The 14419-nt window shown below is 72.6% G+C and carries 16 protein-coding genes; 3 read left to right on the top strand and 13 right to left on the bottom strand.

Annotated features, from left to right (window positions below; translation table 11 throughout):
• Positions 1-137 precede the first annotated feature (137 nt).
• The 3 genes from KBX08_RS07005 to KBX08_RS06995 are packed head-to-tail and all read right to left on the bottom strand — an operon-like array spanning position 138 to position 1745.
• Positions 138-1241, bottom strand: coding sequence for a beta-ketoacyl synthase N-terminal-like domain-containing protein (locus KBX08_RS07005; RefSeq protein WP_210781761.1), 1104 nt, complete (start codon positions 1239-1241; stop codon positions 138-140).
• Entirely contained in the window at positions 1234-1479 is a 246-nt protein-coding gene (locus KBX08_RS07000) for an acyl carrier protein (protein ID WP_210781760.1), read from the bottom strand. The genes KBX08_RS07005 and KBX08_RS07000 overlap by 8 nt, the downstream gene beginning before the upstream one ends.
• The gene (locus KBX08_RS06995; protein ID WP_210781759.1) at positions 1479-1745 is read right to left on the bottom strand and encodes an acyl carrier protein; all 267 of its coding nucleotides are present in this window, start codon (positions 1743-1745) and stop codon (positions 1479-1481) included. The genes KBX08_RS07000 and KBX08_RS06995 overlap by 1 nt, the downstream gene beginning before the upstream one ends.
• Before the next feature lie 15 nt (positions 1746-1760).
• Here KBX08_RS06995 and KBX08_RS06990 point away from each other — a divergent pair, with 15 nt between their 5' ends.
• The gene (locus KBX08_RS06990; RefSeq protein WP_238688865.1) at positions 1761-2447 is read left to right on the top strand and encodes a 4'-phosphopantetheinyl transferase superfamily protein; all 687 of its coding nucleotides are present in this window, start codon (positions 1761-1763) and stop codon (positions 2445-2447) included.
• On the opposite strand, the gene KBX08_RS06985 is transcribed toward KBX08_RS06990, so the two are convergent.
• Positions 2375-3760 carry a class I adenylate-forming enzyme family protein gene (locus KBX08_RS06985; RefSeq protein ID WP_210781758.1) on the bottom strand — a complete coding sequence of 462 codons (1386 nt, stop codon included), beginning with the start codon at positions 3758-3760 and terminating at the stop codon, positions 2375-2377. The genes KBX08_RS06990 and KBX08_RS06985 overlap by 73 nt on opposite strands.
• Positions 3761-4369: 609 nt before the next feature.
• On the opposite strand from KBX08_RS06985, the gene KBX08_RS06980 reads away from it, so the two are divergent.
• Positions 4370-4879: a hypothetical protein gene (locus KBX08_RS06980; RefSeq protein ID WP_210781757.1), complete on the top strand. Its 510-nt coding sequence runs from the start codon at positions 4370-4372 to the stop codon at positions 4877-4879.
• Positions 4880-5134: 255 nt separating this feature from the next.
• On the opposite strand, the gene KBX08_RS06975 is transcribed toward KBX08_RS06980, so the two are convergent.
• From KBX08_RS06975 to KBX08_RS06935, 9 genes are read right to left on the bottom strand one after another with little or no spacing between them, the layout of a single operon-like run.
• Positions 5135-5452 carry an antibiotic biosynthesis monooxygenase gene (locus KBX08_RS06975; protein WP_210781756.1) on the bottom strand — a complete coding sequence of 106 codons (318 nt, stop codon included), beginning with the start codon at positions 5450-5452 and terminating at the stop codon, positions 5135-5137.
• Positions 5449-6723 carry a beta-ketoacyl synthase N-terminal-like domain-containing protein gene (locus tag KBX08_RS06970; RefSeq protein ID WP_210781755.1) on the bottom strand — a complete coding sequence of 425 codons (1275 nt, stop codon included), beginning with the start codon at positions 6721-6723 and terminating at the stop codon, positions 5449-5451. Before KBX08_RS06970 ends, KBX08_RS06975 begins: the two co-directional genes overlap by 4 nt.
• Positions 6720-7994, bottom strand: a complete 1275-nt coding sequence (locus KBX08_RS06965; RefSeq protein ID WP_210781754.1) for a beta-ketoacyl synthase — start codon at positions 7992-7994, stop codon at positions 6720-6722. The genes KBX08_RS06970 and KBX08_RS06965 overlap by 4 nt, the downstream gene beginning before the upstream one ends.
• Complete coding sequence (locus KBX08_RS06960; RefSeq protein WP_112587250.1) at positions 7991-8395, bottom strand: cupin domain-containing protein; 405 nt, start codon at positions 8393-8395, stop codon at positions 7991-7993. The genes KBX08_RS06965 and KBX08_RS06960 overlap by 4 nt, the downstream gene beginning before the upstream one ends.
• Positions 8388-9143, bottom strand: a complete 756-nt coding sequence (locus KBX08_RS06955) for an SRPBCC family protein (protein ID WP_210781753.1) — start codon at positions 9141-9143, stop codon at positions 8388-8390. The genes KBX08_RS06960 and KBX08_RS06955 overlap by 8 nt, the downstream gene beginning before the upstream one ends.
• On the bottom strand, positions 9140-10576 hold the full coding sequence (locus KBX08_RS06950; protein WP_210781752.1) for an acetyl/propionyl/methylcrotonyl-CoA carboxylase subunit alpha: 1437 nt from the start codon (positions 10574-10576) through the stop codon (positions 9140-9142). Before KBX08_RS06950 ends, KBX08_RS06955 begins: the two co-directional genes overlap by 4 nt.
• A 19-nt stretch (positions 10577-10595) precedes the next feature.
• On the bottom strand, positions 10596-11114 hold the full coding sequence (locus KBX08_RS06945; RefSeq protein ID WP_210781751.1) for a biotin/lipoyl-containing protein: 519 nt from the start codon (positions 11112-11114) through the stop codon (positions 10596-10598).
• A complete protein-coding gene (locus KBX08_RS06940; RefSeq protein ID WP_210781750.1) occupies positions 11111-12859 on the bottom strand; it encodes an acetyl-CoA carboxylase carboxyltransferase subunit alpha in 1749 nt (582 codons plus the stop codon). The genes KBX08_RS06945 and KBX08_RS06940 overlap by 4 nt, the downstream gene beginning before the upstream one ends.
• Positions 12856-13194, bottom strand: a complete 339-nt coding sequence (locus tag KBX08_RS06935) for a TcmI family type II polyketide cyclase (RefSeq protein WP_091408771.1) — start codon at positions 13192-13194, stop codon at positions 12856-12858. Before KBX08_RS06935 ends, KBX08_RS06940 begins: the two co-directional genes overlap by 4 nt.
• A 424-nt stretch (positions 13195-13618) precedes the next feature.
• Here KBX08_RS06935 and KBX08_RS06930 point away from each other — a divergent pair, with 424 nt between their 5' ends.
• A complete protein-coding gene (locus KBX08_RS06930) occupies positions 13619-14416 on the top strand; it encodes a BTAD domain-containing putative transcriptional regulator (RefSeq protein ID WP_210781749.1) in 798 nt (265 codons plus the stop codon).
• Positions 14417-14419: the final 3 nt, after the last annotated feature.

The following is a 14419-nucleotide window of genomic DNA, read 5'->3' as shown; positions in this document are numbered from 1 at the left end:
GCCCCTCTCCCCGGCCCTCTCCCCGGCCCTCTCCCCGGCCCTCTCCCCCGCCGATCTTGCGGTTTCGGTCGTCGTTTCGTGTGCTTGGTCGGAATCGTCGGGGCAGAAAGTGCAAGATCGCGGGGAGTGGGGGGCGGTCATCCGACGCCGACCAGGAGAGCGGTGTTGGCGCCGCCGAAGGCGGCGTTGAGGGTCAGGGCGTGGGTGGCTTCCGTCTTTTGGGGGCGGTCCTTGACCACGTTCAGGGGGCAGGAGTCGTCGGGCGCCAGCCAGCCGGCGTTGACCGGCACTACGCCGTGGCGCAGCGCGAGCACTGTGACCACCACTTCGAGCAACCCGGACGCCTCCAGCGCGTGCCCGTGCACCGACTTGGTCGAGCTGACCGGGACCCGGGCGCCATGCCCGCCGAGAGCCCGCCGCAGGGCGGCCGCCTCGGCGGCGTCGCTCTGGGCGGTACCGGTGGCGTTGGCGTTGACATAGCCGACGGACTGCGGTGGCAGCCCGGCCCGGCGCAGCGCCGCGTCGACCGCGCGGGCCAGCCCGGTGCCACCGGGCTCCGGCTGGCAGGGATGGAACGCGTCACCGGCCCGTCCCCAACCGGCCACTGTGGCCACCGGATCGACACCGCGTCGTCGGACGGTGCTCGACTCCAGCACCACCGCGGCCACGCCGTCACCCAGCAGCAACCCGCGGCGGCCGGCGCTGAACGGGCGGACCGCCCCGTCGACCGCGAGGGCGCGGCCGGCGTCGAAGAGCGCGAACTGGTCCGACTCCACCAGGTAGCCGGCCGCGACCACCACCCGCTCGACGTCACCCCGGGTGATCCGGGCGGCGGCGTCGGCCACCGCCGTGCTCGCCGACACGCAGGCGCTGGTGTAGACCCGGGTGTGACCCGAGAGCCCACATCGAGCCGCGAGCTGAGCGGCCAGCACGGCCGGCGCCGGGCCCGAGACTGGGCCGCCATGTACGGCGAGCAGCAGGGCGCACCCGGTGCGCTGCGCGCGGTCCAGGCCGGCCGCCCGACAGGCCGCGTCGATAGCGGCGGCCAACTCGTCGGGGAGTGTGCCGACCTCGGGCAGCGTCGCCGCCACGGTGACCCGGCGGGCGGCGGTGTCGAATCGGCCCACCGGTCCGAACGCCGGCACCCCGGCCAGCACACCGGCGAGCTGCGCGTCGGCGCCCCGCCCCAGGGCGCTGACCGCGTACACACCGGTGAGCTGGGCGACGCGCGCCTCAACCATCAGCGGAGGCGGTCAGCGACGCCCGGAACACCACCAGGGCGTCGTCGACGGTGCGGATGCCGGCCAGTTCGTCGTCGGTGAGGTCGAGCCGGCATTCGTAGCGCTGCTCGACGAGGTGCACCAGCCAGGCAAGCTCCATCGAGCCGATCCGGTCGGACACCTCGGCAGCCGGTTTCGCGGTGAGTTCGGCGAGCATGGTCATCAGGTCAGCTCGCCCCAGATCGGGCTGACCGCTCATCAGGCTTTGTCGCTCGTCGCCTCGGTGACGCGACTGGCGACCATTGTGGTGAACTCGCCGACCGTCATGAGGGCCAGCTGCTCCGACTCGTCGTCGGCGAACGTCAGGCCATACCGGTCCTCGACCCGGACGGACAGGTCGGCCAGGGCGAGAGACTCCAGGTCGACGCCGGACGGGCCGAGCGTGGTGTCGTCGTCGAGCCCCTCGACGTCGTAGTTCATGTCGGCGAGCTGCTCGACGACGAAGGCACGGACCTCGGCTCTCATGGATACCCTCTCTGCGTGGCTCAGCTGACGGTGTCCGGTCGCGACACCGTCTACGTGTGGGTCGGCCGGGACACCGGCGGTCAGCCGGATCCGGCCGCTGTGCTGGTGCGGCGGGCGGGTGCTCTGCTGCTCGGTCGCGCGGACAGCGAGGTGGTGCTGACGCACGACCGCGAGGGACGGCCGGTCGTGCGGGTCGACGAGGTGGCCGGGTCGGTCGAGTTGGCGGTCAGCGTCAGCCGCACCGCCGGACTGGTGGTGATCGCGGCCCGTCGGGCCGGCGCGGTCGGTGTGGACGTGGAGCGGATCCGCCCGCTGCCGGCGCTCGCGCTGGCCCGCCGCTGGTTCCCGCCCGGCGAGCTGGCCTGGTTGGGCGATCGACCCGAGGCCGGCCGGACGGTGGACTTCCTGCGGCTGTGGACCGCGAAGGAGGCGGTCGGCAAGGCGCTCGGGCGGGGGTTGCGTGACGGCGGGCTGCACCGGCTGATGCCGCCGCCGGGGCTGCCGTTGCGGCCGGTGCCCGGCGTCGAGCACCTGCGGGTCGGTCACCCGCGGCTGGGCGAGGGCCTCGTCCTGGCGGTCGCCGCGCGGGCGAGCGCGCAGGTCGACGTCGAGGTGGTGCAGCGGCCCGGTCATCGGGTGACCGCCGAGCGCAGCGCGTCGGTCGAGCGGACCAGCTTGCCGGTGGTGGTACGGGGCAACTGATCGAGCAGGTGCAATGCCCGGGGCCGTTTGTAGCCGGCCAACCGCTCGGCGAGCAGCTTGTCCAGCGTCTCCTCCGACAGCGGGCCGTCGGGTTGGACGTACGCGGTGATGCCGTCGTCCCAGACCACCACGGCGGCGGCCACCCCGGTCAGCTCGGCGACGGTGGCCTCCACCTCGGTCAGGTCGACCTTCATCCCGCCGACGGAGACCTGCGAGTCGAGTCGACCGCGCACCGTGACCAGGCCGGTGTCCTCATCGACGGTGCCGGCGTCGCGGGTGTGCAGCCAGCCGTCGGACCAGCGGGTCGGGTCGCTCAGGCCGACGTACGGCGACGCCGGGCAGGACACCCACAGCTCACCGCCGGACTCGCGGACCTCGATTCCGGGCACGGGGGAGATCGACGGTCGGTGCGACCCGTACAGGTCGGTGCCGATCACCCCGACCTCGGTCATCCCGTACATGTTGCCCAGCGGCACCCCGTACCGGTCGGTGAACGCCCGCGCGACGGCGGCCGGGACCAGCTCACCCCCGGTGGTCATCCGCCGCAACTGCGGCAGTGGACCGGTCGGGCGGGTGGAGGCGAGCAGTCCGATGTGGAACGGCACACCGAGGACGGTGGCCGGTGTGCTGCCGGCGCTGATCGCGGCCAGCACGGCGTCGCCGCTGAGCCGCTCCGGCGGCACCAGCTCCACCCCGGCGTGCAGCCCGTAGAGCAGGCCACCGACCAGGCCGAGCACGTGCACCATCGAGGGCAGCAGGATGATCCGCTCGCCGGGCAGCGCCACCCCGTCGATCCGGGTGTAGCGGTGCACCTCGGCGACCAGGTCGGCGGCGGTGCGGCCGATCACCTTGGACGGGCCGGTGGAGCCGGAGCTGAGCTGGATCACGGCGTGGCCGCTGACCGCGGGACGGTCGGCGTACCGGGTGACGCCCTCGGTGACGTCGACGAAGATCTTCAGCGCGCCGCCACCGGTGCGCACCGGAGCGACCACGACCTGCGGGGTCAACCGGGCCAGCGCCAGGTCCACCTCGTGGTCGGTGAGTCGGTGGTCGAGCAGGATCGCCTGCCCCCCGCAGCGCCAGGTGGCCAGCAGGTTCACCACGTACGCCAGCGACGGCGGCAGCCGCAGCGCCGCGGCACCACCGGGGCGCAGTCCGGCGGCGGTCAACCGGTCCTGCGCGGCGGTGACCAACCGGTGCAGGGTGGCCCGGTCGACGGGCTCGGGCAGACGGAGACAAACGTCGGTCGGGTGGCCGGCGAAGAGGACTTCGTCCACCCAGCCGGGGTCGGTCGCCGTAGGATCTTCTGCCATCGCTGCCGTTCACCGCCCAGCATGAAAGAGGGCGAATCCGCCCATCACGTACGCCTGTCGGGGTGCTGCGGGGAACCATACGACGCCCGCAGGACCATTGCTAGATGCGAATGGATGGATCAAAAGCAGCGGCCAGCCGGATTGCCCACAGCCCGTTCGGCGGACAGGATCGGGCGGGCGACTTGGCAGAGCGTCACCGAGACATGACCCCTCGTACAACCGTCGCGCGGTGCCAGCCGGACGGCCGATGGCGTCGCCGTTGTCGGCCGAGCCCGACGACTCTCGGGCGCTAGTGCGTTGTCCATGAACGTTCACCGGGCCTGAGCGGTCAGGCGGCCTTGAGCCGTGGCCGGCCCGTCCGCAGCGGACGCCAGCACCATTGGGGCCGATCCCGCACCAGGGCCGCCTGACGCTCAAACGTGCCGGGCGGCGTGTGCCGTCCGTTTGCGCTCCCGGGGGTAACGGGGTTCTCGTCGGCAGACGCGAACGCGCGTTCGGGACCGTTCGGGCCCGTTCGGAATCGTTCGGAATCGTTGCCGGGATGACCGCCCCTACCGATGATGAGTGAGTTCGCGACGAGTTAGCGCAAACGATGAGGCGGAGGTGCACGTGAAGAGAGCATTTGCCATTACGGCGGTAGTCCTCGCCATTCTGCTGGGCGGACAGGGTCCCGCCCTGGCCGCAGATTTCGCGAAGTCGTTCGAGGACGACATCTCTACCTTCACCTACGAGTCAGGCGGCGAGTCCTGTTCGGAGAGCTGGGCGCTCGTTCCGAGCGTCGGATGGGTCATGACCGCCAAGGGCTGCTTCACCAGGTACGGCGACGTCTGGCGTATCCAGGACAGCTTCGCCGATGGAAGCCAAACCTTCATCTACTGGGAGAACTGGCTCAAGGACGGCTCCACGTGGCGGCCATATCGTCACGGCGAGTGCAACAACAATTTGAGCTCCCCGAGCTGGGGCAGGTGCAACAAGGACTATTACGAGTCCGCCAGCAACAATAACTACGGCGACAAGGGCAGCCGAATTCGCTTTCAGACCTGTCGTCGATCCCCCGGTGACAACATATGCACCCCCTCCACCATCGAGGAAGCACCCTGGATCCAGAACAACAGCTGATCGCTGAGGTAGCAGCGAGTGCCGTACCGCGTGGCCAGACGGAGCGGTCGTGCCCCGAGCATGATCGAGCGTCGCCATGCGGTACGGCGTTCGCTGACGATTCTCACCACCTCATCCGTACGCACGCCTCACCGACCCTGCGGATGCAGGGCCACCGCGGCGATCTTGCACTTTCGGTGGTTTAAATGCGTTAAATGCCCCCCCCATGTCGCGACAGTAAGAGCAAGATCGCGGAAAGCGGGGCGAGCGCGGACCTCAGGCCAGGGCCGGGGTCTGGGCGTGGATGTGGAAGCGCAGCGAACGGGCGTCGGTGAAGCACTCCCGCATCGGGCGCACCAACTCCCGGTGCTCCGGGCTGTGCTCCCAGTCCTCGAAGTCGGCCAGGCTCGCCCACTCACTGGTGATCAACCATTGCTCCGGATCGGTCGACGACCGGCACACCTGGTCGACCAGGTGCCCCGGCACGCCGCCGGCGACCAGGTGCCGCACCTTCTCGTACGCGGCGAGGAACTGCTCGGTGCGCGGCACCGGCACCCGTACCAGAAAGACCACCCGGGCCCGTTTGTCGCTCATGACGCCTCTCCTATCGTCGGCGCGGCCCCGCGCAGGACCAGCGCGCTGTTGAACCCGTCGAAGCCTCGTGCGCAGATCAGGGCGAGACGGCTTCGCGGTCGGCGGTGCTCGCGCAGGAAGTCCAGCTCGCAGCCCTCGGCCACCTCGTCCGGTCCCGCCGACGCGGGCAACGTGTCGTGGGCGAAGGCGAGCAACGCGGTGGCCACGTCCAACGCCGAGCCGCCCTGGTACGCCCGACCGGTCAGCGGTTTCTGCGTGGTAACCGGGGGCGGCCGGTCGGCGAACACGGCCCGTAGCGCCTCGGCCTCGCTGCGGTCGTAGCGGGGCACGCCGAGAGCGTCCGGCAGCACCACGTCGATTCCTGCGGCGGCGACGCCCGCCCGGTCCAGGGCCAGCCGCATCGCCCGCGCGTACTGGGCCGGGTCGCCGCTGCTCTCCGCCGTGGTGTGCGCGGCGTCGTGGGTGGAGCCCCACCCGCTCACCTCGCCGTAGACCCGGGCACCCCGCGCCAGGGCGTGCCCCAACTCCTCCACCACGAACACCGCTCCACCCTCGGCCGGCAGGTAACCGCTGGCCGTGGCGTCGAACGGCCGGTACGCCCGCTCCGGGTCGGCCACGTCACTGAGCAGCCCCGAGCGCAGCTGGCAGGCCAGCGCGTACGGGCTCAACGGGCACTCGGTGGCCCCGGCGATCACGACCGGGGTGCCCCGGCGCACCGCGCGGGCGGCGTGCGCCAAACTGTCCAGCCCGCCGGCCGACTCCGCGACCAGCACCCCGCTCGGGCCCTTGAACTGGTGGTGGATGGAGAGCTGCCCGACGCTGGCCGCGTAGAACCAGGCGATCGACTGGTACGCCCCGACCGTCCGCGACGTGCCGCCCCACAGCCGTTGCAGTTCCCGCTGGCCGAACAGGTTTCCCCCGGACGAGCTGGCCAGGGTCACCGCGTATCCGTACGGGTCGGGGGCCCGGTCGGGCAGACCGGCGTCGGCCAGCGCCAGCCGGGTGGCGGCGAAGCCGAGGTGCGTCCAGCGGTCGGTCTGCACCAACTGGCGACTGTCGGCGTAGGAGTCGGCGGTGAAGCCGGGCACCTCCCCGCCGAAGCGGGTCGGATAGCCGGCCGGGTCGAACAACGTGATCGGCCCGGTCCGGCGGGTGCCGGCGAGGACCGTGCGCCAGTGCGCGTCCGCGCCGATGCCGCTCGGTGCGACCACCCCGATGCCGGTCACCACCGCCCGGGCCGTCGCGCCGCCACTGTGCGACGGGGCGCTCACGCCGCCACCGCGCCGAGCATCCGACGGAAGACCATCGCCGACTGGAACCCGCCGAACCCGCTGCCGACCGAGAGGGCCACGTCCACCGGGACCTCCCGTGCCTCATTGGGTACGTAGTCCAGGTCGCACTCCGGGTCCCTGGTGCTCCAGTTCGCCGTCGGTGGCACCACACCGAACTCGATGGCGAGGGCGCACGCCGCCATCTCGATCGACCCGATCGCGCCGAGCGAATGCCCGACCATCGACTTGATCGAGCTGATCGGTATCCCGTACGCGGCCTGGCCCAGCGCCCGCTTGAACGCGGCCGTCTCGTGCCGGTCGTTCTGCCGGGTGCCCGAGCCGTGCGCGCTGATGTAGGAGACCTGCTCGGGCAGGATCCGGCCCTGCCGGAGCGCGTCGGTGACGGCGAGGCCCATCTCCAGCCCGTCCGGCCGCAGCCCGGTCATGTGGAAGCCGTTGCTGCGGCTGGCGTAGCCGGCAACCTCGCAGTAGATGTGCGCTCCCCGCCGCCGGGCGTGTCCGGCCTCCTCCAGCACCAGCACCGCCCCGCCCTCGGCCAGCACGAACCCGTGCCGGTCGGCGTCGAACGGGCGGGAGGCGTGCTCCGGGTCGTCGTTGTCCGGGCTGGTCGCCTTGATCGCGTCGAACGAGGCGACAGTGACCGGCGAGATCGGCGAGTCGGACGCGCCGGCCAGCATCACGTCCGCCTCACCGTCCACGATCATCTGGTGGGCGTACCCGATGGCGTCGATGCCGGAGGTGCAGCCGGTGGACACCACCTGGGCCGGGCCGTGCAGCCCGTGCCGGCAGGCCACGTCCGCCGCGAGGCTGCTGGGCACCAGCGCCTGATAGAGGTACGGGCCACCGCGGTTCCCGTCCACCAGCCACCGTCGGCCGTGCTCGCTCACTGTGACGTACTCCTGCTCCAACGCCATCGTGCCGCCCACCGCCGTGCCCAGCACCACCCCGGCCCGGTCCCGTTCCGCGTCGGTGAGCACCAACTGGGCGTCGGCCACCGCCTCCGCGGAGCAGGCCAGCGCGAACTGCACGTACCGGTCGGCCCGGCGTCGCTCGGCCTCGCTGAGCCCCGCCGCGACCGGGTCGAAGTCGCACTCCGCCGCGATCTGCGACCGGAACGCCGACGGGTCGAAGAAACTGATCCGCCGGGTGGCGGTCCGCCCCTCGGTGATGGTCTTCCAGAAGCGGTCCCGGCTGGCGCCGCCCGGGGCGACCACCCCGATCCCGGTCACCACCGTGCGGCGCCCGGTCATGACCCGCCCCGCTGCTCGACCAGTTCGGTGTCGACGTGGCCCAGTTCGGGCCGGGGGGCGAGCGGGCCCAGGTGGAAGACCACCTCGGCCGGTTCGACGCCGGTGTTGCGCAGCCGGTGCCGCACGTTCACCGGTACGAACAGCCCCTCACCGGCGGCCAGCAGCGTCGGCTGGTCGTCCAGGTCGACGGTGATCGCGCCCCGCACCAGGTACAGGAACTCCTCGCTGTACGGGTGGTAGTGCTCGGCGATCCGCTCCCCCGGCTCGAGCGTTGCCACCCCGAGGAAACCCGAGGTGCTGCCGACGGTGCGGGGGCCGAGCAGCACCCGCAGCTCACCGCCGCGCCGGCGGTCGGCGGGTACGTCCCGGGCGGCGATCGGGCGGGTGCTCAGGTCACTCATCGTCGGCTCCGGTCGGTGCGTCGCTGGCGGTCGGGCTGCCCTGGTCGGCACGCTGCCAGGCGATCCGCTCCACCCGGTCCTTGATCACCGCGAGTTGGATCACGCTGTTGGTGTTGATCCGCTCGGTCATCGCGGCGTTGTCGACCGGCGCGGTCGGCTTCATCGCGAAGTCCTGCGTCCAGGTCATCCGGGTGCCACCGGCCTCCTCGGTGTAGCGCCAGTGGATGCGCATGTGCTCGAACGGCCCGGTCTCCACCCGGTGCGCCCGGACCTGCCTGCTCACCGGGTCGGCGGTGCGCTCGCTGACCCAGCTCCAGGACACCCCGTTCTCGTCGGGGTACATGGTGAGGCGGAACCGCACCGTGTGCCCCTCGCGGTGCAGGATCTCCACCACTGCGTACTCGGTGAACAGCTCGGTCCAGTTCGCCACGTCGTTGGTGACCTCCCAGACCAGCCCCAGCGGCGCGTCGATGACCACGCTGTTCTCGGTGTGCCCGGGTGGGTCGGCGCGGCGGGCGACCAGGTCGGCCACCGCCGGGATGCTCAACTGCCCGGCCTGCTCGGGGATGGCCACCTGCCAGCGGTCGGCGACGACAGCCGACAGTTCCAGCAGGGCGAGCGAGTCCATGCCCAGCTCCTCCAGCGACGCGGCGGGCGCCCGGGCCGCGGCGTCGGCGTCCAGCCCGCAGTGCGCCACCAGGATGTCGGTGATCTCGGCGGTCATCGGGCGACCATGGGTGACGGTCATCGGGTCCTCCTGTGGGTTGCGTCGGGATCTGCGGCGGGCGCGGTGCGCGGTGCGGGAGTGGCCGTCGGCCCCGGCGCGGGCGCGGGCGCGGCGAGCAGGCGGTCGACCAGGCCGGTGGTGTAGCGGCCCTTGCGGAATGCGGCGTCGTCGAGCACCCGGCGGACGAACGGGATGGTGGTGCGCACGCCCGGACCGGCGATGTCGAACTCGTCCAGGGCACGTTCCAGCCGGTTGAGGGCCAACTCCCGGTCGGGCGCCCAGACGATCACCTTGGCGAGCAGCGAGTCGTACCAGGGGCCGACCAGGTAACCGGCGCTGGCGTGGGTGTCCACCCGGGTGAACGGGCCGCCGGGTGGGGTGAACCGCTCCAACCGGCCGGGGGTGGGGGCGAAGCCGCGCGCGGGGTCCTCGGTGTTGACCCGGCACTCCACAGCGACGCCGTGCAGACGGATCTCCTCCTGCCGCCACCGCAGCGGCACCCCGGCGGCGATGTGAAGTTGCTCGTGCACCAGGTCGATGCCGGTGACCATCTCGGTCACCGGATGCTCCACCTGGATCCGGCAGTTGATCTCCAGGAAGTGGAACTTCTCCTCGGCGTCGACCAGGAACTCCAGCGTGCCGGCGCCGACGAAACCGACCTGGAGCGCACCCCGCAGGGCGGTCTCGGCGATGGTGTCGAGAACGGCGGCGGGCAGCGCCGGGGCGGGCGCCTCCTCGACCAGTTTCTGGTGCCGGCGCTGCACCGAGCAGTCCCGGGTGCCCAGGTGGATCCCGTTGCCGTGGGCGTCGCAGAGCACCTGCACCTCGACATGGCGCGCCTCGGTGAGGTACCGCTCGACGTACACCCGGTCGTCGCCGAAGGCGGCCTGCGCGGCGGCCCGGGTCCGGGTGTACGCGCGGCGCAGCTCGCCCGGGGTGTGCACCACTGTCATCCCCCGGCCCCCGCCACCGGCGGCGGCCTTCACGATCACCGGGTAGCCGACAGCGTCGGCCACCTCGGCCGCTGCGGCGGCGGTCGGCACCGGCGCGACACTGCCCGGCGACAGCGGCAGGCCGGCACGGCTCATCAGTGCCCGGGCCGAGGACTTGTCGGCCAGCGCGGCCATCACCGCCGGTGGCGGGCCGATGAACGTCAGCCCGTTGTCGGCGCAGATCTCGGCGAAGTCGGCGTCCTCGGAGAGGAAGCCGTAGCCGGGGTGCACGGCCTGCGCCCCCACCTGCCGGGCCGCCTCCACGATGGCCGCGGCGTTGAGGTAGCTGCGCCGACTCGACGCCGGTCCGATTCGGACGGCCTGGTCGGCGAGGCGGACCACCGCCGAGTCGGCGTCGGCGGCGGAGTAGACCACGGCCGTTCGCACGCCGAGCTCCTTGCAGGCGCGCAGCACCCGCAGCGCGATCTCGCCCCGGTTGGCGATCAGCACGGTCTCGAACATGGTCAACCACCCCGCGCCGTCACGCCGGGTCCAGTTCGACGAGCGGCTGGTCGTACTCGACCGGCTGGCCGTCCTCGAGGAGGATCGCGGCCACCCGGCCGGCCCGGTCGGCGGTCACCTCGTTCATCAGCTTCATCGCCTCGACGATGGCCACCGGCTGGCCGGGGCGGACCAGGTCGCCCACCGCGACGAACGGCCGCGCGCCGGGCTCCGGCGCCCGGTAGAAGGTGCCGACGATCGGTGCCCGCACCGCGGCGCGCCCAGGCACCGGCGGCCGGAGCACCGCAGGTGGGGCGTCGGCCGCCGGTGCCGCCTCGGCGCGCGGTAGCGGTACGTCCGGTCGGGTCGCGTCCTCGGGGTGCCACTCGACCTCCAGCACCGCCGGCCCGCTGCGCAGCCGGATCCGCCGCACCGGCCCGGCCAGCTCGGCGATCAGGTGCTGCGCCTGCCGCCGCAGCCCGGCCAGCGCCTCCTCGCCGTCCACCCCGACGTCGTCGGACGCGTCGACTGTCGACAGCGCCCCTTCGCCGGCGGTCATCGCAGGCCCGCGCGAGCGCCGACGCGGTTCGCGCCGAACCGTCGGAAGCGTTGCCGACGCAGGCGGACCAGCATGGCCGGCGGCACGTCCAGCAGCGGCAGAAGGTTGGCCAGCAGGGCCGCACGCAGGCGGTGGGCGGTCTCCGCCGGGTCGTCGTGCGCGGCACTCGACGGCTCCGACACGACCTCGTCGACCACCCCGAGCCGGCGCAGGTCGGGCGCGGTCAGCCGCAACGCGCGAGCCGCCTGCGGGGCCGCGGACCGGTCCGGCCAGAGGATCGCCGCACACCCCTCGGGGCTTATCACCGAGTAGACGGCGTTCTCCAGCATCAGCACCCGGTCGGCCACCGCCAGCGCCAGCGCGCCGCCGCTGCCGCCCTCGCCGGTGATGACCGCGAGCACGGGGGTGGGCAGCACGGTGAGGGTGAGGATGTTCTCGGCGATGGCCGCCGCCTGGCCCTGCTCCTCGGCGCTCACCCCGGGGTCGGCGCCGGGGGTGTCCACCAGGGTGACCACTGGCAGGCCGAGGCGGGCCGCGAGGCGCATGAGCCGCAGCGCCTTGCGGTGCCCGGCGGGGCTGGCCATGCCGAAGTTGCGGGCGACCAGCTCGGCGGTGGTGTGCCCCTTCTGGTGACCGATGACCATCACGTGCCGACCGGCCAACCGCGCCACCCCACCCACGACGGCCGGGCAGTCCGCGCCGAGCCGATCGCCGTGCAGCTCCACGAACCCGTCGAAGACCGAGTCCAGGTAGTCCAGTGTGGTGGGCCGCCCGGGGTGCCGCGCCATCCGGACGGTGTCCCACGCGTCGCGTACCGCCGGGGTGCCGGCGTCCCCCTCGGCCGCCGGGTCCGTCGGCCGCGCCAGGGCCGCGCCGTCGTCGGCGAGGCGCTCGCGGTGCGACGCCGGCTCCTGCCGGGGTACGGGCGAACGCGCCGGACGGCCGACGCGGGTCGCGGCGAGCAGCGCCGTCAGCCGTCCGCGCAGTGACCGGCGCTGCACCACCATGTCGACCTGCCCGTGTCGGAGCAGGAAGTCGGCGGTCTGGAAGCCCTCCGGCAGGGCCCGTCCGGTGATCTGGCGGATCACCCGAGGGCCGGCGAAGCCCATCCGCGCACCACTCTCGGCGAGCACCAGGTCGGTGTTGGTGGCGAACGAGGCGGCCACCCCGCCGTACGTCGGGTCGGTGAGGACGCTCACGGTGAGCAGCCCCGCCTCGCGCAACGCGGCGATGGCCTGACTGACGGTCGCCATCTGCATCAACGACAGCGCGCCCTCCTGCATCCGCGCCCCGCCGGAGGCGGTGATCAGGACGAGCGGCGTGCGGTCGTCCAGTGCCCGTTCGGCCGCCCGGGTGATCAGCTCGCCCACCGCGCAGCCCAGGCTGCCCCCGAGGAAGCGGAAGTCCATCACCGCCAGGACCACCGGGTGCCCACCGATGGTGGCAGTGGCGCAGACGACCCCCTCGGCAAGACCGGTGCTGGCCCGCGCGCCGGTGAGCCGGTGCGGGTACGGCAGCACGTCGACGAAGTCGAGCGGGTCCGCCTCCGGCAACCGGTCGGGCAGCAGGCACAGCGAACCCGGGTCGACCAGTTGGCGCAGGCGTTCCGGCGCGCCGAGTCGGGCATGCTCCCCGCATTCCGGGCAGACGTCGAGGTTGCGGCGCAGCCGTTTGCGGTAGAGCAGGCTGGCGCAGCCGGCGCAGCGGGACCAGAGCTGCTCCTCGCGCGGCGCGGTGGCCGTCACGACCGCCGCCCGGTGTCCGGGGCGTCGAACCGGTAGAAGCACCGCGCCATCGCGTCGCGCGGCGAGCGCCAGGTCGACAGGTACGGCGACACGTACGGGCGTAGGCGGTCACTGACCCGGATGAACTCGGGGTGGTCACGAGCTGCCTCCACCGCGCCCTCCGCCGGCTGCGCGGTCTCGAGCAGGTGCACGTAGAGGTCGTGTAGTCGGTACAGCGAGCGGTGCCGGACACCGACCAGGCGCGGCAGCTCCGTCGCGTCCGACTCGGCGAAGATCTCGGCGACCCGCTCCTCGGCGGTCGGATCGACCTTCGCGACGATCAGCGATCGGTCCATACTGGGCCTCCCCCCACAGCGTCCGGCCGGCGACGGGTGGCCCCCGGACGCGCTGGACGACTGCCGCCACGATGCGCCGATCCTCGTCACGGCGGCGTCACCGCGCCGGGTCGGTCAGCGACGGATGATGGTGACGCTGCGTTGACGCAACCTGTGTATCAGCTATGCGTCCGGTCCACTTCACGCGCTAATGTTTATGCAGTTCAGAACCGATCTCGGGTTGACTGTCGGCAATAGAAGGTCCACGCTGACATTGACGCAACGTGACCGTTATTGATAATCTTCAGCGTGGTCAGTTCGGCGGCCTCGGCGGGCGGGGCCGCGCCCGGCCACGCCGTGATCGGCGGGGTCGACAGTGGCGTCGAGGCAACCGATCCGGGACACAGCAGACAGTCGGGACGAGCGTTCCGCAGGGGGTGCCGCCGTGGCCGCTGATCCGTCCGTGCCGACCGCCGGAGACCCGCCCGAGAAGGGCGTCTCACTGCATCTGCTCGGCGGCTTCCGACTCCTCCGGGAGGCGGTGCCGGTCGTGGTGCCGCGCGGGCTGCAACGGGTGATCGCGCTGATCGGGCTCCGCCCCGGCGCCACCCGCAGCCAGCTCGCCGGGCTGCTCTGGCCCGACGCGTCGGAGGAACGGGCGCTGTCCTCACTGCGTACCGCCCTGTGGCGGCTGCGACAGGACCCGTGCTGCCCGATGACAGTGGCCAGCGACACCGTACGCCTCGGCCCGGCGGTCCGGCTCGACGTGGACGACCTGGTCGGCACCGCGGCCCGGGTCCGGGACGGCGACGACCCACGCACCGCGGCCGGTGCGCTCGCCGCCGGGCGGCACGACCTCCTGCCCGGCTGGTACGACGACTGGGTGCTGCTGGACCGGGAACGCCTGCGCCAACTCCGCCTACACATGCTGGAACAGGTGGCCGGGCACCACCTGGCCGCGGGACGGCACGGCGAGGCCCTCGAGGCCGCGTTGGAGGCGATGGCCGCCGAGCCGTTACGGGAGACACCACACCGACTGGTGGTCCGCATCCACCTGGCCGAGGGCAACGCCTTCGAAGCCGTGCACGCCTTCTACGTCTACCGGGACCTGTTGCGTCGGGAGCTGCGGCTGGAGCCGAGCCCTGCCATGAGCGCCCTGCTCGACGACACCCTCGCCCCGATCCGCCAGGCCAGCCGCGAGGCCATCACCGACCGCCCGTCACCCGCCGCTCGGCGTACCTGACGA

The organism is Micromonospora sp. H61, from assembly GCF_018070325.1.
Lineage (GTDB): Bacteria > Actinomycetota > Actinomycetes > Mycobacteriales > Micromonosporaceae > Micromonospora > Micromonospora salmantinae.
This window is presented reverse-complemented; position numbering and strand designations above follow the sequence as displayed.